Raw genomic sequence first — 25961 nt, 5'->3', positions numbered from 1 at the left:
TCACTCGCCGTCGAGGCCGCTCTCGGCGAGTTCGCGCAGCGCATCCGTATCGAGCACGACGATGGCGCCGTGCTCGAGGCGAACCCAGTTGCGGCCGGCCCAGGCGCGCAATTGCTTGTTGATGCTCTCGCGCGTCATCCCCACCATCTCGCTGATCTCCTGCTGCGTGATGGCGAGCGTGCCGCTGCCGGAGTCGAACTTGCGCTCCTCGGTGAGACCGAGCAGCGCGCTCGCCAGCCGCCCCGGCAGATTTTGCAGGATGACCTGCTCGACCTGCTGGCTGGTCCAGCGCAGACGGGCGCAGAGCAGCTCGATGAATTTCATCGCCAGCGCCGGCTGGCTCTTCACGAACGGGAGGAAGTCCCGGCGATCGATGATGTAGAGCTCGCAATTGGTGTTGGCGGTCGCATCGGCTGACCGGGGAGCGCCGTCAAGCACCGCGATCTCGCCGAAGATTTCTCCGGGACCGATCAGATTGAGAATGGCGTTCCGTCCGTCGGGCGACGAGGAGGAAATCTTCACTGTCCCCGTGATCACCGCAAACAGATTGTTGCCGGGATCGCCCTTGGCAGCGATCGTCGCGCCGCGCTTCACGGTGGTGTGCTTGGCGTAGCGGCAAAGCTGATCGAGCGCTTCCGGCTCCAGATCCGCGAAGATCGGGTGCTTGCGCAGGACCGATAGTTTATTGCCCGCCGACTGTCGGGGGTCGCCGGTCTTGTCCTGAGGCACGCCGCGGGGCTCCTAAGACTGCGAGGCACTGAGGTTCCTGCGTAGTCAACGTTATCAGGCTTTTCAACCGGAAAGCACCCGCGCGATTTGTGGCAAATGCCCCGAAAAGGCCGCGTTCAAGCCGAAAGCCTGCATCCGAAGGATGCGCCGATGCGGTCCGGTCGATGCAGAGTTGCAGGCGGCGCAAGCCGCGCTTGCGTTGAGGCGCTGGCGAAGGCCAAGCCGGCCAAGCCTCGGCTGTTGGCGCGTCTGAGCGGATCAAGACCTCAGGAGGTCAGCGCTTGGAATCCGGATCGAGCCGGCCTGCACTGGTTTGCCGGTCTGCCCAAGCCAGAGCTGCGGCGAATGCGACGAAGATCGCGACGACGACGATGGTCACCAGCAACGCATCAGCGGGCATTATCCCCTCCCAAAGGTCTGGGGCATTATTTTGCTGCAGCAGGCCAGCGTCATTGATCGAGATCAAAAACGTCGGGGGCGTTGCGGATGGGCTATCAGGCTGCGGCCAGCGCCTCGGCACGGACAGGATCGAGCAGGCTGATGCCGCCGTGAATGATCTCGATCACGCCGTGACGCTCCAGCTTGGTGAAGGTGCGACTGACGGTTTCGATGGTCAGGCCGAGATAGTCGGCGATGTCCTGACGGCTCATCGGAAGCGGGACCGTGTCGGACAGACCCTTGAGCGCGACCTGCCTTTCCCGCCAGCCGAGCAGGAAGGTCGCGACCTTCTCGTCGGCCGAGCGTCGGCCGAGCAGGACCATATGGTCGCGTGCCTGGCTCAATTCGCGGATGGCCAGCTCGTTGATCCGCCTGAGCAGCTGCGGCCGGTCCTCGATGAAGCGGCCGAAGGGCGCTTTGGCAAACTGGCACACGGTCACCGCGCCGATCGCATCGGCCGAAAAATTGTGCCGGCCGGAGATGTTCATCCCCAGGAAATCGCCGGGCAAGGCAAAACCGACGATCTGCCGCCGGCCGTCGGGCAGCAGCTTGTACAACCGCATGACGCCTTCGAGGACGTTGTAGAACGAGGTCGTCATGTCCTCCTCGGAGAACACGGTCTCGCCGGAGTCAAAATGAACGCGGCGGCCGAGATGCTCGAATTCCCTGAGCTCGGCCGCATCCAGCGACGAACAAACCGCCGCTCCGCGTACGGCGCAATCGCTGCAAAAATGCCCGTTCGGCTCAATCGTGACCACGGAAGGCTTCATCCACCGCTCCCCGCGCCGGCTGCTCCCGACACCGGGTCGGGTCCACCGCGCCCGTGCATTTTACTGCACTGCGCCAAAGCCAATTGACAGAGATCAAATTTGAGTGGCATCCCCGTCATATTCTGCTTCCAGAGTTCGACGGGATCACTTTCCATGCTGCAAGCCGCCCTGCGTCACGGCCTGATTGGGCTGCTTCTGATGACGCCTGCGCTGGCGGCCCCGACCGCCGAACAACGCGGCAAGGCCTTCGCACGGGCCAATTGCGCACGCTGTCACGCGATCGACCGCGTCTCCCACAGCCCGCTCGAGGGCGCGCCTCCGCTACGCACGCTGCACCGGCGTTATCCGATCGAGACCCTTGGTGAGGCGCTGGCCGAAGGGATCTACACCGGTCACGACGACATGCCGGCCTTCGAGCTCAGTCCGGACCAGATCCACGATCTCCTGTCCTACCTGAAGACGCTGGAATAGACGGCGTCACACTGCCTGCACGCTCCACCCGATCAGCTCCTTGGCGATGCGGGCAAAGGCTGCATCGAAGGCGGCGACTGCAGCGGCCGGCTCGACCTTGTCGAGCTTTTCGCTGGTCTCGACCAGGCGGGATGCCACCACCTTGCCGTTCTTGTCGACGATCCGCGCCGACAGATCGATCTCCACCCGTGCCTCGCCCTCCGTGGCGATCCGAAAGCGCCGGATGTCGATCAGGAGCTGGTAATCCGCCTGACCGAGGTCGGTCGTGCGTAGGGGGGCGTGGGCGATGTCGTAATTCTCAAAACTGTCGATCAGGCGTGCCTGCACCAATTTTGGAATGCTGTCGGCCCAGAGGAAATCCGCAAAGCCCGGTCTGTCCCCGACGGGCGCGAACAGCATGCGCTGGGTCTGCAGCATTGCGACCGCGGTCGGCTCGGGAATGGCCAGGGAAGCGGAGAGCGTCTTGCCGGCCGGCCCGAGATTCTTCGGCGTGCGCAGGTCGTAGGTTATTTTCTGCGCGGGCGTCCCACCGCCGGTCATCTTCTCCAGGCCCGCAATGATGCCGTCGAGCTTGCCGGTGTTGCGCGCGAGGCCGTCGGAGAACGTCCTGAAATTCGCGATGGTGTCCTTCAGCGGGCCGGAATTGTCCTGAAGCACCGTGTCGACCCGCCGCAGCGCATCGCGCGCCGCCTGCGTCATGCTCTGGCCGGCGCCGGCCTCGGCGATCAAGGTCACGGGCTCGCCGGATTTGGCAACGACAACCCCGCCCTCCAACGTCACCACCGGCACGCCGGTCAGGCCCTGGAATTCGAGGCCGACCCTGGTGTCGGAACGCACCGGCGTGGCGGTCGCAACCGAGATCGTCGCATTGACGAAGCGCGGGTTATCCGGCGCGAGCGCGAGCTGGGTCACCTCACCGACACGGATGCCGTTGAACAGCACACCGGCGCCGACCAGGAGGCCCGGGACCGGCCCCTGAAACTGCACGTGATAGTTCGTGCGCGGCCCGATGCCGCCGGTGTTGTTCAGCCAATAGACGAAGCCGAACACCGCGAGGATCGCGGCCAGCACGAAACTGCCGATCAGCACGTAGGGAGCGCGGGTTTCCATGTCTCATCTCATCTCGTGTTGCAGCATCTGCGAGCGCTTGCCGTGGAAATAGGCGCGCACCCAGGGATGCTCGGATTGCAGCAATTCGCGCATCGGGCCGATCGCCACGATCTTGCCGTCGGCCAGCGCGGCGACGCGGTCGCAGACCGTGGTCAGGCTCGCAAGGTCGTGGGTCACCATGAACACGGTCAGCCCCAGCGTTCTTTGCAGCGTCGTGATCAGCGCGTCGAAATCGCCGGCGGCGATCGGATCGAGGCCGGAGGTCGGCTCGTCCAGGAACAGGATCGGCGGATCGAGCGCGAGCGCGCGCGCCAGCGCCACGCGCTTGGTCATGCCGCCCGACAGCTCCGCCGGATATTTGTCGGCGTCCTGGGCGCGCAAGCCGACCATCTCGAGCTTGGCGATCGCGATCTCGTCCATCAGCTCCTGCGACAGGACAAGATTTTCGCGTAAGGGAAACTGGACGTTCTGGCGGACCGTCAGCGAGGAGAACAGCGCGCCTTGCTGGAACAGGATGCCCCATGTCGTGGCTGCGCCGCGGCCGTGGCCGCCGGTGGGCTGGCCCATGACCTCGATGGTCCCGCCCTGGCGCGGGATGAGGCCGATGATGGTGCGCATCAGCACCGACTTGCCGCCGCCGGACGCCCCCACCAGCCCGAGAATCTCGCCGCGGCGAACGTCGAGCGACAGATGGTCGAGCACGGTCTGGCGGCCGAATCCGACCACGAGATCACGGACGCGGATCGCGAACTCGTCCTGCGATACGTCCATCGTCACATTCCGATCGAGGCAAAGAAGATCGCGAACAGGCCGTCGAGCACGATCACCAGGAAGATCGACTTCACCACCGACGTCGTGGTCTGCCGCCCCAGCGACTCCGCGCTGCCCTTGACGCGCAAGCCCTCGCTGCAGGCCACGATTCCGATCACCAGCGCCATGAACGGCGCCTTCAGGATGCCCACCTCGAAATGGGTAACGGAGATGGCCTCGTGCAGCCGCGCGATGTAGATCGCCGGCCCCATGTCGCCATAGAACTGCGCGACGAGACCGCCGCCATAGAGCGCGGCGACCGATCCGATGAAGGTGAGGATCGGCAGCGCAATGACCAGGGCCGCAACGCGCGGCAGGATCAGGACGTCGACGGGATCGAGCCCCATGGTCGAGAGCGCGTCGATCTCCTCGCGCATCTTCATCGAGCCGAGCTCGGCGGTGTAGGCGCTTCCCGACCGTCCCGCGACCATGATGGCGACGATCAGCACGCCGAGCTCGCGCAGCACCAGGATGCCGACCATATCGACGGTGTAGGACTCCGCGCCGAACCTGCGGAAGTGGAAGAAGCCCTGCTGTGCGATGATGGCGCCGATCAGGAAGGTGATCAGCGCGACGATGGGGATCGCCTGCCACCCGATGCGGTAGAGCTGATACACCAGCGAGGTCAGCCGCAGCGAACGCGGCCGACGCAGCACGCCTATCACGGCCATGAACAATGCGCCGAGCATCTGCAGGAAGATCGTGACGTCTTCCCGCGCGTCGGCCGTGGACTTGCCGAGATCGCCCAGCCTCGCCAGCACCGGATTGGGCGCAGCCGTCGGGGCCGGCGTGTGGCGGTTGACCTGGCGCACCTCATCCAGCAGCCCGCTGAAATGATCGGCGACGCCGACGAATTCGGCCGACCTGCCCGATGTTGCGGCCCTGCGCGACAGCTTTTCCAGGACCCAGGCACCGAGCGTGTCGAGCGCACTGACGCCCGACATATCCAGGGTGACGACGCGCGAGCGATCGACGTCGGCGCCGACCGACCGGGACAACGTCTCGAGCGTGACCACATTCGCGGCGGTCCAGGGCCCTTCAGGGCGCAGGTTCAGCACGTCGCCGGACGGCGTCGCGAGCAACAGCGGTTCGTGGTTCACGCTTCCACCTCATCGGGACAATCGGTCCCCATTCAGACGGCATTTCTAGGCCAGCATATGGCGCCCGGCTTGACCTGTCTCAAGAGCTGAACTGCGCTGCCCGATTGACGCAAATCAAGCGCGATCGCGCGCGCGGGCCCTAGGCTTGCGTCCATTCAATGGGGATATCAAGTCCATGTTCGACAGCGACAGGATGAGCGAAGAATTGCGGGCACTGAAGGTTGACGTCGCACGCTTGCTGAGCACCGCCGGCGAGGAAATGTTCGAGAGCTCGAAGGACCGCGCCGAGGCCCTCGCCGATCAGATCAGGGCGGCGCTGACCGAGCTCGGCGAGACCGTGGACGAAGAGCAGGCGCAGCTTCAGGGTCTCATTGCGGACCGTCCGATCACATCGCTCGCCTCCGCCTTCGCGCTCGGCGTCGTTGTCGGCTTCATGCTGAGGAGACACTAGGTGAATACCGAGAATGTGGTCAAACATCTGCGCGCGTTGTGGCGCACCGACAGGATCATCGCGGACATCAGGCTGCGCCATCTGCTTGTTGGCCTCGGCCTGCGTGCCTTTGCGGCCCTGATCGCGGCGTTCGGGCTTCTGATGCTGGAACTGTCGGCCTATTTCGCGCTGGTGCAGATCTGGAGCGCGATTGCCGCGGCGGCCATCCTCGGCGCCGTCAATTTCGCCATCGCGGCCGCTCTGTTCGCAATCGCCGGCCGCGCTCCGTCAGGCCGCGATATCGAGCTCGCCAACGAAATTCACGACACCTCCATCGAAGCCCTTCAGCTCGAGGCGCGCGCGCTCCAGGCCCAGGTGTCAGGCGCGGTACATCATCCGCTCAGCACGATCGTGCCGGTGCTGGTGCCGTTGATCGCGATCATCATCAGGAATTTGCGGACCACGGCCAAATCATCCGCCGCGGCGAATTCGGCTGAAGCGCGCTCGTGAAGCAGGCGCGCTCACAGCTTCAATTTGACGTCGCAGATATCGGGCTCGGCCGGGTCCGGCTTGACCTCGAAGCCGAGGTGCCGGCACATCTCGAGCATCACGCTGTTCTCCTTGAGCACGTCGCCCGATATGATCTTCAGTCCCTCCGACCGCGCGTAGTCGATGATCAGCTGCATGAGGGCCCAGCCGAGCCCCCTGCCCTTGAGATCGGACCGGAGCAAAATCGCGTATTCGCCGCTCTCGTAGATCGAATCCGAATGGAGCCGGACCACGCCGACCATTTCGCCGGTGGCCTCGTCGAAGGCGATGAAGGCCATCGCGCGCGCATAGTCGAGCTGGGTCAGGCGCGCGATGAACTCGTGGGTAAACTCCTTCATCGGTGCGAAGAACCGCAGGCGAAGGTCGTGCGGCGTGACGTGACGCAGGAATTCGTGGATGGTCGGCTCGTCCTCGGGGCGCATGGGCCGCACGAAGATGCGCCAGTCGTCCTTGAGCTTGAGGCGCCGCTCCCATTGCGACGGATAGGCGCGAACGGCGAAATTGGCCGGGCCTGAGCCGACGAACTTTCGTTGCGGCGGCCCGACCGCGACGCGGGCATCGACCGCGGTCACGCCGGTTTCGTCCGCCAGCAGCGGATTGATGTCGAATTCGCGGATCTCGGGAATGTCGGCCGCCATCTGCGCCAGCTTGACCAGCACCATGGCGACGGCGTCCTGCTTGACCGCCGGCACATCACGATAGGCCTTTAGCAGCCGCGACACGCGGGTGCGGTCGATCAGATCGCGAGCGAGCTGCAAGTCCAGCGGGGGCAGCGCCAGCGCCTTGTCGTTGATGATCTCCACCGCCGTGCCACCGCGGCCGAACACGACGACGGTGCCGAAGGTGGGATCGTCGGCGAGGCCCAGGATCAGCTCGCGCGCCTTCGCCTTGACGACCATCGCCTGGACGATGACGCCGCCGATGCGGGCCTCGGGCCGCAGCTTTCTCGCCCGGGCGAGAATGTCGGAGGTGGCCGCTCGCACGGCCTCCGGCGTCGTCAGATTGAGCACGACGCCACCGACATCGGATTTGTGGATGATGTCCCGCGACATGATCTTCAGCACCACGGTGCCGCCCTGCGCGAAGATTTCCTTCGCATAGGCCACCGCCTGCTCGACATCGGTCGCCGCATAGGTCGGCACCATGGCGATGTCGTAAGCTTCGAGCAGGTGCTTGATCTCGACCGGTTCGAGCCATTCACGGCCATCGGCGATCGCGGCGGTGACGATCTGCCTCGCCCCCCGGGCATCCGGCACGAACGTATCGGGCATCGCGGGAGGAACCTGGCTCAGCTCCTCCACCACTTCTCGGTGCCGGACCAGATGCATGAAGCCGCGCACGGCGTCGTCCTCGGTCGGATAGTTGGGCATACCGGCGCCGGAAAGCGCCTGGATGATGTCCTGATCGGCCCCGACCCAGGCGGCCAATACGGGCTTGGCCCATCGGCGGTGCTTCTCGCGATATTTAGCGACGAGCTCGGTCACGGTCGTGGCAATCTCGGCGGCCGAGGCGATCGCCGTTTGCACGTTGAGGACCAGCACCGCGTCATTGTCGCGATCGGCCAGCAGCACCTCGAGCGCCGCCGCGTAGCGCGAGGCGTCGGCGTCGCCCACGATGTCGACGGGATTTGCACCGGACCAGGTCGGCGGCAGGGCCGCATCGAGCGTCTTGCGCACCTCCGGCGAGATGGTCGCCGGGATTCCGCCGAGTTCGACCAATCGATCGACGGCGAGGACGCCGATGCCGCCACCGTTGGTCAGGATGGCGAGACGCTTTCCCGTCGGCGATTCGACGCGGCCGAGCGTCTCGGCACAATCGAACAGCTCACGCAGATCGGAGACCCGCAGGACACCCGCGCGGCGGAACGCCGCGTCATAGACCGCGTCCGCGCCGGCGAGCGCGCCGGTATGCGTGGCGGCCGCCTTTGCGCCCTGCGCCATGCGCCCCGACTTCACTACGACGACGGGCTTCACGCGCGCGGCGGCACGCGCTGCCGACATGAACTTGCGCGCGTCCTTGATGGATTCGATGTAGAGCAGGATCGCGCGAGTCTTGTGATCCATCGCGAAATAGTCGAGCAGATCGGCGATATCGACGTCGATCTGATCGCCGATGGAGACGATGCCGGAAAAGCCGACGCCGCGCTGTGCAGCCCAGTCGACCATGCCGGCAGCAATCGCGCCCGATTGCGAGATCAGCGCGAGGCTGCCCGCCCCCGGCATGTGCGCGGCAAAGCTGGCATTCAGGCTGACCCCGGGCATCATGATGCCGAGGCAATTCGGTCCGATCAGCCGCATGCCGTATTTGCGGGCCGCCGCGATTGCAGCCTCGTGCAGAGAGCCCGGTCCGTGGCCGAGCCCGGCCGAGACGATCAGCGCGCCCGCCGATCCGCGACGCCCGGCCTGGTCGATGATACCGGGAATCTCGCGCGCCGGCGCGGTGATGACCACGAGCTCGGGCACGAAGTCCAAGCTGTCCAGGCTCTTCACCGCCGCGACGCCGCCGATTTCGGCATGGCGTGGATTGACGAGGCCGAAGCGCCCCTTGAATTCGGCCTTGTGAATGTTCTCCAGAACGGCGCGTCCGACTGAGACCGGACGGGCGCTCGCGCCAACGAGCGCAACTGAACGCGGCGCCAGCAGATTGTTGAGACGATAGGTTGACATGAAAGCAAATGCGCCGGGTCAACGGCGGTTCCGATGGTTGACGATCAGGCCGGGAAAATTGGCGAGCCTAGTGCGAGATCATAACCCAGCATGGTGGCTGGCCAATGACGGTCTTTGTCACACCGCCCCACACGATCTCGTTCAGGCGTGAATGATGGTAGGCGCCCATCACGATGGCATCCATGCCATGGGAATTCGCCCAACTTCCCAGTACCTTGCCGATCGAGCTGCCGTTGCCGGTCACCGTTTCGAAGGAGGCATAGACCCCGTGTTCTCTCAGATGGTCGACGAGAGCCGCGCCGGATTGCGCGACCGCGTCAGCCTTGTCCTCTGCGACCGTCACCACGCGGACCACGGTGGCAGCCTGAAGAATGGGCAAAGCGTCGCCGACCGCACGCGCAGCGCGGGCAGAATGATCCCAGGCGATCATGACGTTCTCGAATTCCGGCCGCAGCTGCTCCGCACGCTGCTCCGGGCAGAGCAGCAGCGGCCGCCCGGATTCGAACAGGAGAGTTTCGATGATGTGCTCCGTTCGGCTGTCGTGCGGCTTCACGGGAAACAGCGTGAGATCGCTGAAACGGGCATGCTCGGCCAGGATCGCCGCGATCTGGTCCGCCGGTACCTTGCCCGTTCTGCTCTGGGCGCGAATGTTGGCGCGGGACGCCGCGCTGGTGAAGGCATCGAGGAGCTGCTGCGTCTCGTTCGCCTCACGCGAAACGCCGGCCTCCGCGGAATCGCGATCATGAGACAGCATCACCTTCGGCCGCTCGAAAATGTCTTCCTCGAGCGCGAGCCCCGTGATCCTGGCGCCGAGGTCGGCGGCGACGGCCACGCATTTCTCGATCGCAATCAGGGCCGATCCGCGGGGCTGGCCGACAAGCGGCAGAAAGACATCCTTGATGGGCATCGGGATTCTCCTTGGTCGTCAGAATACGCCCGCGTTCGCCCGGATGCTTGATCCTGGTCAAGCCAAGGGAACCTCGTCCAGTTCACCAGTAACAGGGGTTAACCGACGTCAAGGACTGGCCGCGATCTGCTTCTAAGGGTTACCTTGGTCGGCGGACGGGCCGCCTTCCGACGCATCTGGATGTGCCAGCGGGAATGACAGACGATTCTGCGACCCAGGACCGGATCTTTGCGGCGCTCTCCGATTCTGGCAGGCATCCGGGCGTGAAGCGGGTCGACACGCACGCAGCTTCGGTCTTTCTCGAAGGCAAGCGAGCGCTGAAGATCAAGCGGGCTGTGCAGTTTCCCTTCCTCGACTATTCGACGCTCGAGAAACGTAAGGCGGCCTGCGAGGAGGAAATCCGGATCAACCGGCCGCTGGCGCCACAGATCTACCACCGGGTCGTCGCGATCACCGAAGAGGCGGACGGATCGTTGAAGGTCGACGGACAGGGCCTGCCGGTGGAATATGCGGTGGAGATGGCGCGCTTCGACGAAAACCGGACGCTCGATCATCTGGCAAAGGCCGGCCCGCTGGATGCGACCCTTGCCGCGGCTGCCGCCGACGCGATCGTGGCTTCCCACGGCGCGGCGACACGCGCGGACGGCGAAGCATGGGTCGCCTCCATCCCCGCCCTGATCGACGGCAACAGTCACGGTCTGCGGGCCGGCGGCCATTTCATCGCGGAAGACATCGAAAAGCTGGGCAAAGCCTCCCACGAGGCATTCCTGCGTGTTCGTCCGCTGCTCGCGGAGCGCGGCCGGATGGGCTTCGTACGCCGCTGCCATGGCGATCTGCATCTCGCAAACATCGTCCTGCTCGACGACCGGCCCGTGCTGTTCGATGCCATCGAGTTCGATGCGCAGATGGCAACCGTCGACGTGCTCTACGATCTCGCATTCACGATGATGGACCTGTTGCACCACGATCAGCCCCGCGCCGCCAACATCGTCCTGAACCGCTATCTCGCCGCAACGCCGGCCGACAATCTCGACGCGCTCTCGGCCCTGCCGCTGTTGATGTCCATCCGGGCGGCGATCCGCGCCCAGGTGGCCCTGGCACGGCTGAAGCCGCCGCATTCCGATGACCCCAGCATCCTTGACCAGGCACAGCATTATTTTGACCTCGCCAGGACGCTGATCCATCCCCCTGCTCCGCGCCTGGTTGCGATCGGCGGCCTGTCAGGCACCGGCAAGACCGTCCTGGCGAATGCGCTCGCGCCCGTCGTCGCGCCGCCCCCGGGAGCCGTCGTGCTGCGCAGCGACCTCGTTCGCAAGCAGATGTTCGGGGTCGAGGACACGCACCGCCTGCCGCCGTCCGCCTACACGCCAGAGCACGCGGCCCGCGTCTACGGCACGCTGGCTCAGCACGCCCGGCGGGTGTTGGCGCAGGGCCATTCGGCGATCATCGACGGCGTATTCGCCCGCGAGGACGAACGGGACGCGATCGCCGCATTGGCGCGAGAGCGCAATGTGCCGCTGAACGGCCTGTTCCTGGTTGCGGACCTCGCGACCCGGCAGATGCGGATCGGAAGCCGCCGGGGAGACGCATCCGACGCCACGCAGGAGGTTGCTGCGCAGCAAGAGCACTATAATATCGGTCACGTCGGCTGGGCGACCATCGATGCATCCGGGACACAAGAGCAGACGCTCCAGAACTGTCGGGACGCGATCGCTGAAGGCAAATAGGGCAATCTGATTGGCGCGGGCAAAGATGGCGCGACCCACCAAGACCTCGACGGCCGTTCGCGCCACGCCGGCGGCGCAGCGCAATGCCCTGCCCGGCCGCCTCAGCCCCGGCATGGCCTGCGATACGGCGTTCCGCATCATCGCGCGCCGTCATCTCGATGCCGTGCTCGCCCAGCATGACGGCACCTGCCGCGGCGATCCCGACGCGCTACATCAGATCCGGATCGCGTTGACCCATCTGCGAACTGCCATCCGCTTCTTCTCGCCGATGGTCGACGACGCCCTGCGCCCGAACGTCTGGGCCGAACTGAAATGGCTGAACGGCCAGCTCGGCATGGTGCGGGATCTCGACGTGGCGATCGAGCGGATCGTCGCGGAGAGTGCCAAAGAGCTTGCGGTGGTCGCCGAGCTTCAGCATTGGGACGAAAAGCGCACCGAGAGCCACCGCCTGCTGGCTCGCGCGCTGCAATCCGCGCGGTATCGCCGACTTGTCGAGCAGACCTCGATCTGGATCGAGAGCGGCCCCTGGTCGACCCGGCGCAGCAAGGAAGCCATGCGATTGCGCCGCTGCACGCTCGCCGAACACGCAACGGAGCGGCTGGCCGAGTGGGAGACGACGCTGCTCAAGAAGGCGCGAAAACTCCGCAAGCTCGACGTCGAGAAACGACACAAGCTGCGGATTCTCAACAAGCGGCTGACCTATTCGATCGAGTCGCTCCAGGACCTGTTCGCCGAGGAATCGCTGACCAAACAGAAATCGATCCTCAAGAAATTGCGCAAGGCGCAACGGTCGCTCGGACGGTTGAACGATGATGCGCGGGGACATGCGCTGGCCGCGTCGTTGAACGGCGCCGGCCTCGAAGCCAGCAATCGATTCCGCAACCGCAAGCGTGAAAAGAAGCTGTTGCGGACGGCGTCAACGGCTTACCGCAAACTGGACAAGACGAAGCCCTTCCGCTCCTCGGATCTCGCACCGAGTTCCGAGCCGGAGGTTTAAGTGTGGACGTAGTCCCCCGGCGCATCGGGCAGGCCGGGAGCGTCTCCAAGCCCGATCGGCGGCGGATCGCAGGGCGCGCCGGAGCGCGCCGCCAGCCATTTGGTCCATTCCGGCCACCACGACCCTTCAATGCGCGGAGCCAGCTTCAGCCACTCGTCCGCACCGACATAGGGCGCGTCCTCGGCCTTGCTCAGCACTTGATAGCTGTGGCCGGGCTCGTCGGGAGGCGCGACGACGCCGGCATTGTGGCCACCACTGGTCAACAGGAACGTCACGTCGGCATCGACCTGATAGTGGATCTTGTAGACGGATCGCCACGGCGCGACGTGATCGGCCAGCGTGCCGACCACGAACATCGGGGCGTGAATATCGGACAGCGAAACGTTCCTGCCGCCGACGCGATAGCGCCCCCCGGCCAGATCGTTGTCGAGGAACAGCTTTCGCAGATATTCCGAATGCATGCGATAGGGCAGCCGCGTTGCGTCCGCGTTCCACGCCATCAGGTCGTTCAGCGGCGCGCCCTCGCCCATCAGATAGTCGTGTGACAGACGCGACCAGATCAGTTCGTTGGAGCGCAGCAGCTGGAAGGCGCCGGCCATCTGGGTCGTATCGAGATAGCCGCGCTGCCACATCATGTCTTCGAGAAAGGCGACCTGGCTCTCGTTGATGAAGAGCGTCAGCTCCCCGGCCTCGGTGAAGTCGGTCTGGGCCGCAAGGAGAGTAACGGTGCCAAAGCGGTTATCACCGTCGCGCTCCATCGCAGCGGCAGCGATCGACAGCAATGTCCCTCCCAGACAATAGCCGAGCGCATGGGTCCTCCGACCCGGCATGATCCGGCCGATCATGTCCAGCGCCGCCATGACCCCCAGCTTGCGATAGTCGTCGAAGGCGAGATCCCGATCTGTCGCATCCGGGTTGCGCCAGGAGATCGCGAACACCGTGAAGCCCTGACCGGTCAGATATTTGACCAGCGAGTTCTGCGGCGAGAGATCGAGGATGTAGTACTTCATGATCCAGGCCGGCACGATCAGGATCGGCTCTGGTCGCACCTGCGCCGTGGTCGGTTGGTACTGGATCAGCTCGATCAGCTCGTTACGGTAGACGACCTTGCCGGGCGAAGCCGCCACCGATTTGCCGACCACAAACTGCTCACTGCCCGCCAATTTTGAGGCGGAGAGCAGGCGCATCAGGTCGCTGCACCAGTTTTGCCAGCCGAAGACGAAGTTTTCCCCGCCACTCTGGAACGCCTTTTCCAGCACCTTCGGATTGGTCGCCGCGAAATTCGACGGCGCCAGCATGTCGAGCATCTGGCGCATCGAGAATTCGACGATGGCTTCATTTGCGTGCGACACGCCGCGCACGCCGGTCGTGGCATCGTGCCACCAGCGCTCTCCGAGCAGGAATGCCTGCGCCAGCAGATTGAACGGCGCGGTCTCCCATTGCGGTCCACTAAAGCGGCGATCCCGCCCCTGCGGTTGGATCACGGACCACGGCTTTTGGCCCGGTGACGCCGCGTGCGCGGCGGCTTCCGCCAACCGGCCGGCGTCACGCAGGACGTTGCGGGAAATCTCCATCTGGCGCTGCGGCGCCGCAGCGAGATGCGAACTCCAGTCGAGCCACGCCAGCGACAAGGCCAGTGGCGAAATCCCGCCCGTAAACCGCGCAAGCATCGCGTGAAACGCGCGATCGAGAGGATATGGCTCCGATACAGGCGGAGGCTCGGCGGCAGCCGGCATCCCGGCACCCATCTGGGGGCTCACCGTCGCGGCTTCGGGACCAGCGGCTGGACTGATGGGGAGAGCCTGGACCGCCGGCTCTTCGGCCCGTGGAAAGATCTGCACGACGCTCATGGCTCAATGTTCCCGAGGGCTGCTGTTTGACGTCGGCGGCAGGATATGGCGAGGCTTCGCAGAGGCGTTGAGCTGCATCAAATCCGGGGCGCGGATCACGATTGCTTAATCAGGACGGACGGGCTTCGTCCGATTGACCTGAGTCAAACCGCACCCTGACACCCGAGCTAGTTTTCGCGCATCGAAATTCGACAAGCGGAGTTGTCCATGCGCGCCCACCAGATCATGACCCGGTCGGTCATCTCGGTTACCCCCGACACAAGCATCGTCGAGGCGGCAAATATCATGCTGAAGCGGCACGTCAGCGGTCTCACCGTGGTCGACGATACCGGCAAGCTGGTCGGCGTCGTCTCGGAAGGGGATTTCATCCGCCGCAGCGAAATCGGCACCGGGCGCAAGCGCGGACGCTGGCTGCGGTTCATCCTGGGGCCGGGCAAGTCTGCCAGCGACTTCGTCCACGAGCACGGCCGCAAGGTTGCGGAGGTGATGACCGACTCGCCCGTAACCATCACGGAGGACACGGCGCTCGCAGAGATCGTCGACCTGATGGAGCGGAACAACGTGAAGCGGCTTCCGGTGGTGCGCGGCGACAAGGTCGTCGGGATCGTATCCCGCGCTAATCTGCTGCAGGCGGTGGCGGGGCTCGCTCGTGAAGTGCGTGATCCGACGGCGGATGACGACCACATTCGCAACCGCATCATCGACATCATGGAGAAGAACGACTGGTGCCCGTTCGGGCTGAACGTCATCGTCCGCGACGGCATCGTCCACCTCAGCGGCGTCATCACCGAAGAGCGCACGCGGCAGGCCGCGATCGTCGCAGCGGAGAACGTCGACGGCGTGAAGAAGGTGCACGACCATCTGTGTTGGGTCGACACCATGTCGGGCGTCTATCTGAACTCGCCCGAGGACGACGAGCTCGCCAAGGCAAGCTGACAAGGCAAGCTGACAAGGCGAGCTGAACCAGACGCGATTCAGCGCGGAATGACGGCGGTGGCCTCGATCTCGACGCGCGCCGCCTTCTCCACGAGGCGCACCACCTGCACCAGCGCCATCGCCGGGTAATTTGCGCCGAAGATGGCACGGTAGATCTTACCGAGCTCCTTCAGGTTGGACAGGTACTCGTCCATGTCGACGACGTACCAAGTCAGCCGCACGAGGTGCTCGGGCCTCGCGCCTGCCTCAGCCAGGATCGCGGCGATGTTGCTCAAGGTCTGCCCCACCTGCGCGACAAAGCCGTCGGCAAGACGCTCTTCGGCATCCCAGCCGATCACCCCGCCGGTGACGACGATGAGGCCCTCAGCGGCCATGCCATTGGCATAGCCCTTCGGCATCGGCCACCCCGACGGCTGGAGCACCTGCACCCGCGAACGGGCGTCATCCTCGGCTGCTGTCGGCAGCACCGCGAGTTGCGGGCCTTTCGGCGTCGTCACAGACAATTCTTCATCCCTCTCTCATTCCGCCGCGACGCCTGAGGACGTTGCCGCGGCCTGCGCCAGTTGCCGCAAGGCAAAGCGCTTCAATTTTCCGGTCTCGGTCTTGGGTAGTTGCGTTACGAATTCGATGGCACGCGGATATTTGTACGGCGCGATCTCGCGTTTGACATGTTCCTGCAACTCGGTCACGAGCTGAGCGTCCGGCGTCACGCCGGGCGTCGCGACGACATAGGCCTTCACGATCATGCCGCGCGCCTCGTCGGAGGCGCCGACCACGCCGCACTCGGCGACCGCCGGATGCGTGAGCAGCGCCGCCTCGACATCCGTGCCCGCGATATTGTAGCCGGCCGACACAATCATGTCGTCGGAGCGCGACTGGTACCAGAAATAGCCGTCATTATCCATCAGGTAGGTGTCGCCGGTGATGTTCCAGCCGTTCCTGACGTATTTGCGCTGCCGCTCGTCGGCGAGATAGCGGCATCCGGTCGGCCCGCGCACCGCGAGGTTCCCCATCGTGCCCGGCGGCAAATCATGGCCGTCATCGTCGACGATCTTGGCCTCATAGCCCGGCACGGGCTTGCCCGTTGCGCCGGGACGGATTTCGTCCTCGGTCGCGCTGATGAAGATGTGCAGCAATTCAGTCGAGCCGATGCCGTCCATCAGCTTGATCCCCGTCGCCTTGAGCCAGGCGTCGAAGGTCGGCTTGGGCAGCGTCTCGCCCGCGGAAACACATTTGCGAAGCGAGGAGATGTCGCGGCCAGCCAGCTTGCCGATCATCGCCCGGTAAGCGGTCGGCGCCGTGAAGCAGACCGTGGTCTTGTATTGCTCGATCGCCGTCAGGATATCGTCCGGCGTCGTCTTCTCCAGCACCACGAAAGAGGCGCCGATATGCATCGGAAACAGCACACCGCCGAAGCCGAAGGTGAACGCGAGCGGCGCCGAGCCGACGAAGCGATCCTTCTGTTCGGCTCGCAGGATGTTGCGCGCGTAGCCGTCGCAGACCGCGAGCATGTCGCGGTGGAAATGCATGGTGCCCTTGGGATCGCCTGTCGTGCCGGACGTAAAGGCGATCAGACAGACGTCGTCGGAGGCGGTATCGACGGCCTTGAACTCCGGACTCGCGTCCGCGCTGAGCGCTTCGAGCGAGTCCGTGGCGCCATTGCCCCAATAAACGACTCGCTTGAGATTCGGCGCCGCAGCTTTCGCCTTCTCCATTTCCTCGGCGAGCTTTCCGTCGCACAGCGCCAGCGTGATCTCCGCCTTCTGGATCGGATATGACAGCTCCTTGGCGCGCAAGAGCGGCATCGTGGCCACGACAATGCCGCCGGCCTTGATGACCGCGAGATAGGTCGCAACCATCATCGGATTGTTGGCGGAGCGTAGCAGCACGCGTCCGCCGGGGACGAGACCAAGCTTGCCGACCAGCACGTTGGCGATGCGGTTCACCAGCGCTTGCAGCTCGCGATAGGTGTGACTGACGGCGGGACTGATGACGCAGGGCGCCTCGCCATGTCCCTGCTCGACCCAGCGATCGAGGAAATAACTGACGCAGTTCAATCGTGGCGGATAGCGCAGCTCCGGCCGTGTGAAGATGAACTCGGGCCAGAGCTCGCGTGGCGGCAGATGCTGCCGCGCAAACGTATCGACATGGGCCGTCGCAGCGTTGCCGTCATGCGAGCCCGACACTTGAATCTTGGCGGCGTTGGCCATCGCACGCTCCTTTCAGCATGGATTGCACCCGGCAGCACGATCTGGGAAACATTTTAGGCTTAAAACAATTCGGCGCAATAGCGGATTTTGGGCGCCCCGTGCTTTTTCCTGCGGCAAAAGGGGTTGGGCGGCGGTTCTTACGGCCGGCGGCGCGCGGCCGATTTCTGCGCCGACGCCTTGGTCTTGGCGAGCAGCCGCATTAACTCGCGCACATCCTTCGGCGAGAGGTCGGCGAAGAGATCGGCGATCCAGATCTCGTGCTCCGCAGCCATCTTGCGGAACTCGGCGCGACCGAGTTTCGTGAGGCGGATCACCTGAACACGGCGGTCCGTCTCCGAGGTCCGACGATCGAGATGGCCGGATTCCACGAGGCGCTCGACGAGGCCGGTGACATTGCCGTTGGATACCATCATCCGCTTGGAGACATCGGATAGCGTCATGCCGTCAGGCGCCTTGTCGAGCTGAGCCATCAGATCGAAGCGGGGCAGCGTGACGTCGAACCGCTGCCGCAGCCGGCCGCGAACCTCGCCCTCGATCAGGGTGGTGCAGGTCAGAAGGCGCAGCCACAGCCGAAGCTCGTCGGCATGGTCTTCCGGCGTTTCGACGGCCTTGGTCTCGGAATCGAGCATCTCGGTGCGTTCACTCTCGGCGGGCATTGGCGCCGGCACGGATTCCCCAACATTTTGAGCTTCAAATAAATCGACGCCGGCCGCAAGTCCAAAGCTGCAACAATCGACCGCACGCTACTTTCTTTAGGCTTCAAATAATTGGCGCGCCGCTTGCATGCGCCGCTGCCGCGGGATGGCGACACTTTGAGCGCTCCTTGCCGCGGCCACCATCATCGGCATAAGCTTGGATTAAAGTACGTGGCTTGCAGCGCAAGCCCTGATGTCACGGGGGACAGATCATGAAGACGCAATTGACCTTGGCCGCAACTGCCCTGCTGGTCGGCACCGCAATGACCCCTGCCCTCGCCCAGGAGAAGATCAAGCTCGGGGTGATCGTGACTCTGTCGGGACCAGCCGCAGCGCTTGGCCAGCAAGTTCGCGACGGCTTTGCGCTCGCCGTAAAGGACCTCGGCAGCAAGATGGGCGGCCGTGACGTCGAGGTCGTGGTGGTCGATGACGAACTGAAGCCGGACGCGGCGGTGACCAAGGTCAAGGGTCTGCTCGAACGCGACAAGGTCGACTTCGTGATCGGCCCGATCTTCTCCAACATCCTGCAGGCGATCCACCGGCCCGTGACGGAGTCGAAGACCTTCCTGATCAGCCCCAACGCGGGCCCGTCGACCTTTGCCGGCAAGGACTGCAACCCGTTCTTCTATGTGACCTCGTACCAGAACGATCAGGTGCACGAGATCCTCGGCAAGGTCGCGCAGGATCGCGGCTACAAGCGCATGTACCTGATGGTCCCGAACTATCAGGCCGGCAAGGATTCCGTGGCGGGGTTCAAGCTCGACTACAAGGGCGAGATCGTCGAGGAATCCTACATGCCGCTGAACACGCTGGACTTCCAGCCGGAGCTTTCCAAGATCTCCTCGCAGAAGCCCGATGCCCTCTTCACGTTCATGCCGGGCGGCCTCGGCGTCAATCTCGTCAAGCAATACCGGCAGGCGGGCCTTGCTGACAGCATTCCGGTGCTCTCGGCGTTTACGGTGGATGAATCGACCTTGCCGGCACAGCAGGACGCCGCTGTCGGCATGTTTGGCGGCGCCAACTGGGCGCCCAATCTGGACAATCCCCCGAACAAGAAGTTCGTCGCGTCCTACGAGGCCGCCTATAACGTCGTGCCTGGCACCTACGCCTTCCAGGCGTATGACGCCGCGATGCTGATCGACAGCGCGGTCAAGGCCGTGAAGGGCGATCTGTCGAACAAGGACGCGGTCCAGGCCGCGCTGAAGAAAGCCGACTTCACCTCGCTGCGCGGCACCTTCAAGTTCAACACCAACGGCTATCCGATCCAGGATTTCTATCTGACCAAGGTTGCCAAGCGTCCGGACGGCAAGTTCCAGACGGAGATCGTGCAGAAGGTCTTCGAGAATTACGGCGACCGCTACGCCAAGGACTGTAAGGCGGCGAACTGAAGCCGCGACGGGTTACGGGAGGACTTCAATGAGCAGCGAAATCACCGGCATCACGCGCGCCAATGAGGGGATCCAGGGTATTTCCTGGAACATCCTCGGTCAAACCTACGTGCCGAAGAGCAAGACCGAGCACAGCTTCTCCTGGCATGCGACCTTGCCGCCGGGCACGTTCGTGCCGCCGCACATTCACCCCGACCAGGATGAATATCTCTACATGCTGGAGGGCAAGCTCGATTTCATGCTCGGCAATTCGGAGTCGCAGGCCACCGCCGGCGACCTGATCCGCCTCGGCATGGGCGTGCCGCACGGCATCTTCAACAAGTCGGAGCAGACCGCAAAAGTGCTGTTCTGGGTGTCGCCGACCAAAAGGCTGTTCGACCTGTTCTGGGGCCTCCACAACATGAAGGAACAGAAGCCGGAAGACGTGGTGGCGATGGCGGCCGAGTTCAACATCCACTTCCTGCCGCCGCCTCCCGGCGGCTAAGGCGCGATGAGATCACGATGAACCGTCATCGCGCTTTAGATTATTGTTTGAGCATGATCCTTTCGGAAAACCGCCTCGCACTTTTCCGGATCATGCTCTAGCCGCGAGTCTTAGGCGCGCACCGCCGCGAGCCCCGGCACTGCGGCGAAGCCCGCCTTGGTCGCATAGCCGCGCACGATGGCCTCGCGCTGGGAATAGCTCAGGACGTTGTCGACATTGTCGAAGCCGTCGGGCGCGAGCTGCTCGACGGCGTCGATGACGCCCTCGGGGCCGCCCCGGCGATTGGAGCGCACGATATCCGCCGTCATCGGCAGGCGCTTCTTCTCGTATTCGAGTAGCGCCTGGCGCGGATGCTCGGCGCGCACCAGCGCGTCGGCAAGGCAACGCGCATCGAGGATCGCCTGCGAGGCGCCATTCGAGCCGACCGGATACATGGGGTGCGCGGCGTCGCCGAGTAGCGTGACGCGTCCCGACGACCAATAGGGCAAGGGATCGCGGTCGCAGGTCGGATATTCGTAGAATTCGGGCGTCGCCGAGATCAGGCTCTTCACGTCGACATAGGGCACCGAGAAGCGGGCGACGTGCGGCATCAGTTCCTCGCGGCGGCCCGGCCGCGACCAGTCTTCCTTCCGCGGTGGTGGCGCATTGCCCTCGCCCACCTTCACCAGCACGGCCCAGTTGGTCAGGCGGCTCGCCGGGCTCGATCCCTCCGCGATCGGATAGATCACCACCTTGGCATTGAGGCCGCCGGCCACGATCATCGATTTGCCGGTGAGGAACAGCGGCCAGTCGCGCGCACCGCGCCACAGCATCAGGCCGTTCCAGCACGGCGGTCCCTCGTTCGGGAACAACGTCTCTCGGACGCGGGAATGAATGCCGTCGGCGCCGATCAGGATATCGCCGCGCGCCGTGTGGACATGCGCGCCGGCACGATCGAAAAAGTAAGCGGTGACGCCGCCCTCGTCCTGCGTGAAAGCGCCGAGCCTGCAGCCGGTGTGGATCGCCTCGTGCCCGAGCCGCTCCTCGACGGCGCGATGGATGACGCCCTGAAGGCGGCCGCGATGGATCGAGAATTGCGGCACGTCGTGACCGGCGTCGATGCCGCGGGCTTCGCGCCAGACCTCCTGGCCATGGCGGTTGAGATAATAGAGCTGGTCGGTGCGAACAGCGACATCGTCGAGTTTCTGAAGCAGGCCGAGTCCGGCGAGCTCGCGCATGGCATGCGGCAGCGTATTGATGCCGACGCCGAGCTCACGAATGGTGTCGGCTTGCTCGAAAATCTCGCATCCGATGCCACGCGAACGCAGCATCAGCGCCGTGGTGAGGCCACCGATACCGCCACCGACGATAATCGCCTTCATCGCCCTTACTCCACTCGAAACATGCCAGGCAACGAGGTTAACGTCGCACGGGCGGTTACTCCGCCGCAAGCGGCTTTGTCGTCTCCGCCTTGAGCTCGGCCCGGGTCTTGGGCTTAGCCTTAATGCGCAGCTCCTCCAGATCCTGCCGGTCGCGGACGCTGTTGCGGAAAATCTGATCCATTCCGGGCAGATATTGCGGCGGGCAGAACGCGTCCTTTGCCCCGTACCAGGCCGCCGCCCTCATGGTGAAGAACGGATCGACCAGATGCGGCCGCCCAAGCGCGACGAGATCCGCCCTTCCAGCGGCCAGGATGGTATTGGCCTGGTCCGCCGTCGTGATGTTGCCGACGCACATCGTGGCGACGCGCGCCTCGTTGCGGACCTGATCCGAGAACGGCGTCTGGAACATGCGGCCGTAGATCGGCTGCGCATCGCGGACCGTCTGCCCGGTCGAGACATCGACCAGATCGACGCCGGCTTCGGCGAAAGCGCGCGCAACCGCCACCGCGTCGTCGCCGGTGATGCCTCCATCGGCCCAGTCAGTCGCGGAGATGCGTACCGACATCGGCTTGTGCGACGGCCAGACCGCGCGGAGCGCCTCGAAGATCTCGCGCGGGAAGCGCAGACGGTTGTCGAGCGAGCCGCCGTATTCGTCCGTCCTGGTGTTCGTCAGCGGCGAGATGAAGCTGGCGAGCAGATAGCCGTGGGCACAATGCAGCTCCAGCATGTCGAAGCCGCAGCGCTCGCCGCGCTCAGCCGACGCAACGAAAGCGTTCCTCACCGCGTTCATGCCGGCGCGATCGAGCTCGCGCGGCACCTGACTGTCGGGAAAATAGGGGAGCGGCGATGCGGAGAACACGTCCCAGCCGCCTTCGTCCAGCGGGCGATCCATGCCGTCCCACATCAGCTTGGTCGCGCCCTTGCGGCCGGCGTGGCCCAACTGGAGGCAGATCTTTGCGGCCGAATTGCCGTGGACGAAGTCCACGATGCGCCGCCACGCCGCCTCCTGCTCGTCGTTCCACAGGCCGGTGCAGCCCGGCGTGATCCGGGCGTCGCGGCTGACGCAGGTCATCTCCGTGAAGATCAGGCCGGCGCCACCGATCGCACGCGATCCGTAGTGCACGAGGTGGAAGTCGGTCGGCACGCCCTCCTTGGCCGAATACATGCACATCGGCGACATCACCGCGCGATTGGCGATCTCCATCTCGCGCAGGCGGAACGGCTGGAACAACGGCACCGCCGGCTCTTTCGTGTCGACGTCAAAGCCGCTGTCGCGAACCTGTCTGGCAAATGACTTCTCGACCTCGGCCACGAAATCGGGCGCGCGGAGCTTGAGATTGTCATAGGTGATCGCCTTCGAGCGCGTCATCACGCCGAAGGCAAACTGCACGGGATCAAAATCCCAGAAGCGGTCGACATGCTCGAACCAGACCAGCGAGACGTCGGCGGCATGCTGCGTCTTCTCGACCTCCTCGCGGCGGCCCTGCTCGTAGACATCAAGCGCCGCCTTGATGCTGGGAGCTTTCTCCATCGCCTCGGCCAGCGCAATCGCGTCTTCCATCGCGAGCTTGGTGCCGGAGCCGATCGAAAAATGCGCGCTCGCCTTGGCATCGCCGAGCAGCACCATGTTGTCCTTGACCCAGCGCTTGCTGCGGATCATCGGGAAATTGCGCCACATCGAACGGTTGATGAGCAGCTTGTGTCCATCGAGGAACCAGCCAAAAATCTCGGCCATCCGCGCGGCGGACTGCGTCTCGTCCAGCCCCGTGAGGCCAGCCCGCTCGAACGTCTCGGGATCGGTCTCGAAGATCCAGGTCGAGTGTCCGGCCTCATACTGATAGGCGTGGGCGATGAACGGCCCCCACTCGGTCTCCTGGAAGATGAAGGTGAAGGCATCGAGCGGCTTGGTCGAGCCCATCCAGGCGAACTTGTTGGAGCGGAGGTCAACCTCCGGCTGGAAATGATCGATGTATTTCTCGCGGAAGCGGCTGTTGATGCCGTCGGCGATCAGGACGAGATCGGCGTCGGCGAACCGGGTTTCGTCGTCGATGTCCACCTCGAAGTGCAGGACGACGCCAAGCTCGCGGGCCCGTTCCTGAAGGATCAGGAGCAGCTTGCTTCGGGAGCAGCCGCAAAAGCCGTTACCGCCGACCCGGTGGACCGTGCCGCGGAAATGCACGGCGATGTCGTCCCAGTATGCGAACTCCTGGGTGATGCGGCGGTAGCTCGGCAGATCGTGTTTTTCGAAATTGTCCAGCGTGGCATCGGAGAAGACCACGCCGAAGCCGAAGGTGTCGTCGGCCCGATTGCGCTCATACACCGTGATGTCGGCGCCCGGGCGCTGCTTCTTGAGCAGGATCGCAGCGTAGAGACCCGCAGGTCCGCCACCGATGATCGCGACTTTCATGGGAGCCTCGCCAATTCACCCGGCCATGAAACTATTTTAAGCCTAAAATAATTTCGCGCAAGTCCCCGTTGCTGGCCGGCTCGGACAAAGACGCCGTTTAGTCGCCCCTGAATACCGGCTTGACCTTGTTGGCGAAGGCCTCGAAGGCGCGCTCGAAATCGGCTGTGGTCATGCACAGGGCCTGGGCAACGGCTTCCGCCTCGATCGCCTCCTCCACCGACATTGCCCATTCCATCGCCAGCATTCGCTTGGTCATGGTGTTGGCGAAGGTCGGCCCTTCCGCGATCTGCTTGGCCAGGACCTGCGCCTGGGGCAGCACCTGCTCCGGCGTCACGATGCGGCTGAAGAAGCCCCAGCGCTCGCCCTCGTCCGCGGTCATGAAACGGCCGGTGTAGAGCAGCTCGGAGGCGCGGGACTGCCCGATGATCCGCGGCAGGATCGCGCAGGCGCCCATGTCGCAACCGGCAAGGCCCACCTTGTTGAACAGGAAAGCAACCTTGGTCCCGCCTGCCGCGAGGCGCATGTCCGATGCCATGGCGACGATCGCACCGGCCCCGGCACAGATTCCCTCGACCGCGGCTATGATCGGCTGCGGGCAGGCCCGCATCGCCTTGACGAGGTCGCCGGTCATCCGCGTGAAGGCCGTCAGCCCCTTGGTGTCCATCTTCACCAGCGGGCCGATGATCTCGAACACGTCACCACCGGACGAGAAATTGCCGCCCGCGCCGGTGACGACGATGGATTTGACCTCGTCGTCGAAGGCGCAAGCGCGGAAGAAATCGGTCAGTTCCCGGTAGCTTTCGAACGTCAGCGGATTCTTTCGTTCGGGCCGGTTGAGCGTGACCGTCGCGACGCCGTCGACCACCGCCAGCAGGAAGTGCTGCGGCGAATAGTCCGCGAGCGGAATGGTGACGGGATTTGCTGGTCTGCTCATGCGATCTCCTTGGTGTGTTCGTTCCGCGCCGCTAGATTTCGCCGCCAGCCACCGCGATTGCCTGCCCGGTAATCGCACTGGCTCCCTGCCCGCACAGCCACAGCACGGAATCCGCCACCTCTTGAGGCGCGATCAGGCGCCCTTGCGGATTGTGCTTGGCGAGTTCGGCGATCGCCTGCTCGCGGCTTCGTCCCGTCTTGGTCATGATGTTCTCGATGCTGCCGGCTACGAGGTCGGTGTCGGTGAAGCCCGGGCAAACCGCATTCACGGTCACATTGCTACCGGCCAGCTCGAGCGCAAGCGAACGAACGAGACCGACCGCGGCGTGCTTGGCCGCAGTGTATGCGCTGACATAGGCATAGCCCTTGAGCCCCGCGGTCGACGCAATCACGACGATGCGGCCATACGGACGATCCTTCATGCCCGGCAGCACGCCGTGGATGGCATGGACGACGCCCATGAAATTGATGTCCATCATGCGCGCAAACAGGGCACTGTCCGATTTCACGAATGGTGCGGATTCGGCGCTGCCCGCATTGGCGATCAGGATATCGATCGGCTTTCGCGCGCTGGCCTCGCTAATGGCGGCCTTCAACGACGCTTCGTCCGAAACATCGGCGACGGCCGCAAAATGCGCGGCGCCTGCATTGACCGCCTCTTCGAGGACCGCGGAGTTCCGACCGACTATCGTCACAGTGGCGCCGGCGACGACGAGGGCCGCCGCGATCGCACGGCCGATGCCGCGGCCACCACCGGTCACCAGTGCGTGCGGCGAGTGCGGCAATCCGGACATGCGCTGGCTCCCTCGGATCCGATGATCGTTCCTCCGATATATTTTAACCTTCAAATTTTTGCAACGAAAGCGGCGCCTCGCGGCCGCGAACGTCGGGGCACGAGAGGGCGGCCCGAAAATTGCTTTAAGTATAAAATTATCGCTTCCCATCCCCCACAGGCCTGTTAGCATCAAGGGCCAAGCAAAAGGATGTCGCGTG

The 25961-nt window shown here is 64.4% G+C and carries 24 protein-coding genes; 8 read left to right on the top strand and 16 right to left on the bottom strand.

Translation table 11 applies throughout. The features are described from left to right. The 3 genes from GDN70_RS13180 to GDN70_RS13175 all read right to left on the bottom strand — a co-directional run bounded on the left by GDN70_RS13180 (window position 1) and on the right by GDN70_RS13175 (window position 1937). On the bottom strand, window positions 1-729 hold the full coding sequence (locus tag GDN70_RS13180) for a Crp/Fnr family transcriptional regulator (protein ID WP_028142565.1): 729 nt from the start codon (window positions 727-729) through the stop codon (window positions 1-3). Window positions 730-1003: 274 nt separating this feature from the next. After that, window positions 1004-1129, bottom strand: a complete 126-nt coding sequence (locus GDN70_RS35675; protein WP_256379459.1) for a hypothetical protein — start codon at window positions 1127-1129, stop codon at window positions 1004-1006. Between the two features lie 94 nt (window positions 1130-1223). Beyond that, the gene (locus GDN70_RS13175) at window positions 1224-1937 is read right to left on the bottom strand and encodes a helix-turn-helix domain-containing protein (RefSeq protein ID WP_028142566.1); all 714 of its coding nucleotides are present in this window, start codon (window positions 1935-1937) and stop codon (window positions 1224-1226) included. 153 nt (window positions 1938-2090) lie between these two features. Between GDN70_RS13175 and GDN70_RS13170 the strand changes: the two genes are divergently transcribed. Next, on the top strand, window positions 2091-2408 hold the full coding sequence (locus GDN70_RS13170) for a cytochrome c (RefSeq protein ID WP_028142567.1): 318 nt from the start codon (window positions 2091-2093) through the stop codon (window positions 2406-2408). Window positions 2409-2414: 6 nt separating this feature from the next. Here GDN70_RS13170 and GDN70_RS13165 read toward each other — a convergent pair whose 3' ends face one another. The 3 genes from GDN70_RS13165 to GDN70_RS13155 are packed head-to-tail and all read right to left on the bottom strand — an operon-like array spanning window position 2415 to window position 5428. Further along, on the bottom strand, window positions 2415-3518 hold the full coding sequence (locus GDN70_RS13165; protein ID WP_028142568.1) for an ABC-type transport auxiliary lipoprotein family protein: 1104 nt from the start codon (window positions 3516-3518) through the stop codon (window positions 2415-2417). A gap of 3 nt (window positions 3519-3521) precedes the next feature. After that, window positions 3522-4289: an ABC transporter ATP-binding protein gene (locus GDN70_RS13160; RefSeq protein ID WP_028142569.1), complete on the bottom strand. Its 768-nt coding sequence runs from the start codon at window positions 4287-4289 to the stop codon at window positions 3522-3524. A gap of 2 nt (window positions 4290-4291) precedes the next feature. Beyond that, window positions 4292-5428: an ABC transporter permease gene (locus tag GDN70_RS13155; RefSeq protein ID WP_028142570.1), complete on the bottom strand. Its 1137-nt coding sequence runs from the start codon at window positions 5426-5428 to the stop codon at window positions 4292-4294. Window positions 5429-5603: 175 nt separating this feature from the next. Between GDN70_RS13155 and GDN70_RS13150 the strand changes: the two genes are divergently transcribed. Both GDN70_RS13150 and GDN70_RS13145 read left to right on the top strand, forming a co-directional pair. Further along, a complete protein-coding gene (locus GDN70_RS13150; RefSeq protein WP_152102624.1) occupies window positions 5604-5879 on the top strand; it encodes a hypothetical protein in 276 nt (91 codons plus the stop codon). Continuing rightward, window positions 5880-6368: a hypothetical protein gene (locus GDN70_RS13145; protein WP_038947182.1), complete on the top strand. Its 489-nt coding sequence runs from the start codon at window positions 5880-5882 to the stop codon at window positions 6366-6368. It begins immediately after the preceding gene. 11 nt (window positions 6369-6379) lie between these two features. Here the strand turns inward: GDN70_RS13145 and GDN70_RS13140 are convergent, their stop codons facing one another. Together GDN70_RS13140 and GDN70_RS13135 are read right to left on the bottom strand one after the other, a co-directional pair. Beyond that, window positions 6380-9073: a bifunctional acetate--CoA ligase family protein/GNAT family N-acetyltransferase gene (locus tag GDN70_RS13140; RefSeq protein ID WP_152102623.1), complete on the bottom strand. Its 2694-nt coding sequence runs from the start codon at window positions 9071-9073 to the stop codon at window positions 6380-6382. A gap of 67 nt (window positions 9074-9140) precedes the next feature. Beyond that, window positions 9141-9980: a universal stress protein gene (locus GDN70_RS13135; protein ID WP_038947180.1), complete on the bottom strand. Its 840-nt coding sequence runs from the start codon at window positions 9978-9980 to the stop codon at window positions 9141-9143. Between the two features lie 194 nt (window positions 9981-10174). Here GDN70_RS13135 and GDN70_RS13130 point away from each other — a divergent pair, with 194 nt between their 5' ends. Continuing rightward, on the top strand, window positions 10175-11707 hold the full coding sequence (locus GDN70_RS13130) for a bifunctional aminoglycoside phosphotransferase/ATP-binding protein (RefSeq protein WP_152102622.1): 1533 nt from the start codon (window positions 10175-10177) through the stop codon (window positions 11705-11707). A 25-nt stretch (window positions 11708-11732) separates the two neighbouring features. Then, window positions 11733-12704 (top strand): CHAD domain-containing protein, encoded by a 972-nt coding sequence (locus GDN70_RS13125; RefSeq protein WP_152102621.1) that lies wholly within the window; start codon window positions 11733-11735, stop codon window positions 12702-12704. Here GDN70_RS13125 and GDN70_RS13120 read toward each other — a convergent pair. Beyond that, the gene (locus GDN70_RS13120) at window positions 12701-14554 is read right to left on the bottom strand and encodes an alpha/beta hydrolase (RefSeq protein WP_152102620.1); all 1854 of its coding nucleotides are present in this window, start codon (window positions 14552-14554) and stop codon (window positions 12701-12703) included. The two genes, GDN70_RS13125 and GDN70_RS13120, sit on opposite strands and share 4 nt — an antisense overlap. Window positions 14555-14761: 207 nt before the next feature. On the opposite strand from GDN70_RS13120, the gene GDN70_RS13115 reads away from it, so the two are divergent. Beyond that, the gene (locus tag GDN70_RS13115; RefSeq protein ID WP_038947176.1) at window positions 14762-15490 is read left to right on the top strand and encodes a CBS domain-containing protein; all 729 of its coding nucleotides are present in this window, start codon (window positions 14762-14764) and stop codon (window positions 15488-15490) included. A 38-nt stretch (window positions 15491-15528) separates the two neighbouring features. On the opposite strand, the gene GDN70_RS13110 is transcribed toward GDN70_RS13115, so the two are convergent. The 3 genes from GDN70_RS13110 to GDN70_RS13100 form a co-directional block, all read right to left on the bottom strand. Beyond that, window positions 15529-15987 carry a RidA family protein gene (locus GDN70_RS13110; RefSeq protein WP_028142580.1) on the bottom strand — a complete coding sequence of 153 codons (459 nt, stop codon included), beginning with the start codon at window positions 15985-15987 and terminating at the stop codon, window positions 15529-15531. A 21-nt stretch (window positions 15988-16008) separates the two neighbouring features. After that, window positions 16009-17700, bottom strand: a complete 1692-nt coding sequence (locus GDN70_RS13105) for a benzoate-CoA ligase family protein (protein ID WP_152102619.1) — start codon at window positions 17698-17700, stop codon at window positions 16009-16011. Window positions 17701-17837: 137 nt separating this feature from the next. Continuing rightward, on the bottom strand, window positions 17838-18356 hold the full coding sequence (locus GDN70_RS13100) for a MarR family winged helix-turn-helix transcriptional regulator (RefSeq protein WP_028142582.1): 519 nt from the start codon (window positions 18354-18356) through the stop codon (window positions 17838-17840). Between the two features lie 251 nt (window positions 18357-18607). Between GDN70_RS13100 and GDN70_RS13095 the strand changes: the two genes are divergently transcribed. Both GDN70_RS13095 and GDN70_RS13090 read left to right on the top strand, forming a co-directional pair. Further along, the gene (locus tag GDN70_RS13095; RefSeq protein WP_028142583.1) at window positions 18608-19783 is read left to right on the top strand and encodes an ABC transporter substrate-binding protein; all 1176 of its coding nucleotides are present in this window, start codon (window positions 18608-18610) and stop codon (window positions 19781-19783) included. A gap of 28 nt (window positions 19784-19811) precedes the next feature. Continuing rightward, window positions 19812-20267, top strand: a complete 456-nt coding sequence (locus GDN70_RS13090) for a cupin domain-containing protein (RefSeq protein ID WP_028142584.1) — start codon at window positions 19812-19814, stop codon at window positions 20265-20267. 110 nt (window positions 20268-20377) lie between these two features. Here GDN70_RS13090 and GDN70_RS13085 read toward each other — a convergent pair whose 3' ends face one another. From GDN70_RS13085 to GDN70_RS13070, 4 genes are all read right to left on the bottom strand, one after another. Continuing rightward, window positions 20378-21628 carry a flavin-dependent oxidoreductase gene (locus GDN70_RS13085; RefSeq protein WP_028142585.1) on the bottom strand — a complete coding sequence of 417 codons (1251 nt, stop codon included), beginning with the start codon at window positions 21626-21628 and terminating at the stop codon, window positions 20378-20380. A gap of 55 nt (window positions 21629-21683) precedes the next feature. Continuing rightward, window positions 21684-24035 (bottom strand): bifunctional salicylyl-CoA 5-hydroxylase/oxidoreductase, encoded by a 2352-nt coding sequence (locus GDN70_RS13080; RefSeq protein ID WP_152102618.1) that lies wholly within the window; start codon window positions 24033-24035, stop codon window positions 21684-21686. A 97-nt stretch (window positions 24036-24132) separates the two neighbouring features. After that, window positions 24133-24969 (bottom strand): enoyl-CoA hydratase family protein, encoded by an 837-nt coding sequence (locus tag GDN70_RS13075; RefSeq protein WP_038947173.1) that lies wholly within the window; start codon window positions 24967-24969, stop codon window positions 24133-24135. A gap of 31 nt (window positions 24970-25000) precedes the next feature. Continuing rightward, window positions 25001-25762 carry an SDR family NAD(P)-dependent oxidoreductase gene (locus GDN70_RS13070; RefSeq protein WP_152102617.1) on the bottom strand — a complete coding sequence of 254 codons (762 nt, stop codon included), beginning with the start codon at window positions 25760-25762 and terminating at the stop codon, window positions 25001-25003. Window positions 25763-25961: the final 199 nt, after the last annotated feature.

The organism is Bradyrhizobium sp. TM102 (assembly GCF_009176685.1).
Classification (GTDB): Bacteria; Pseudomonadota; Alphaproteobacteria; order Rhizobiales; family Xanthobacteraceae; genus Bradyrhizobium; species Bradyrhizobium ottawaense.
This window is presented reverse-complemented; position numbering and strand designations above follow the sequence as displayed.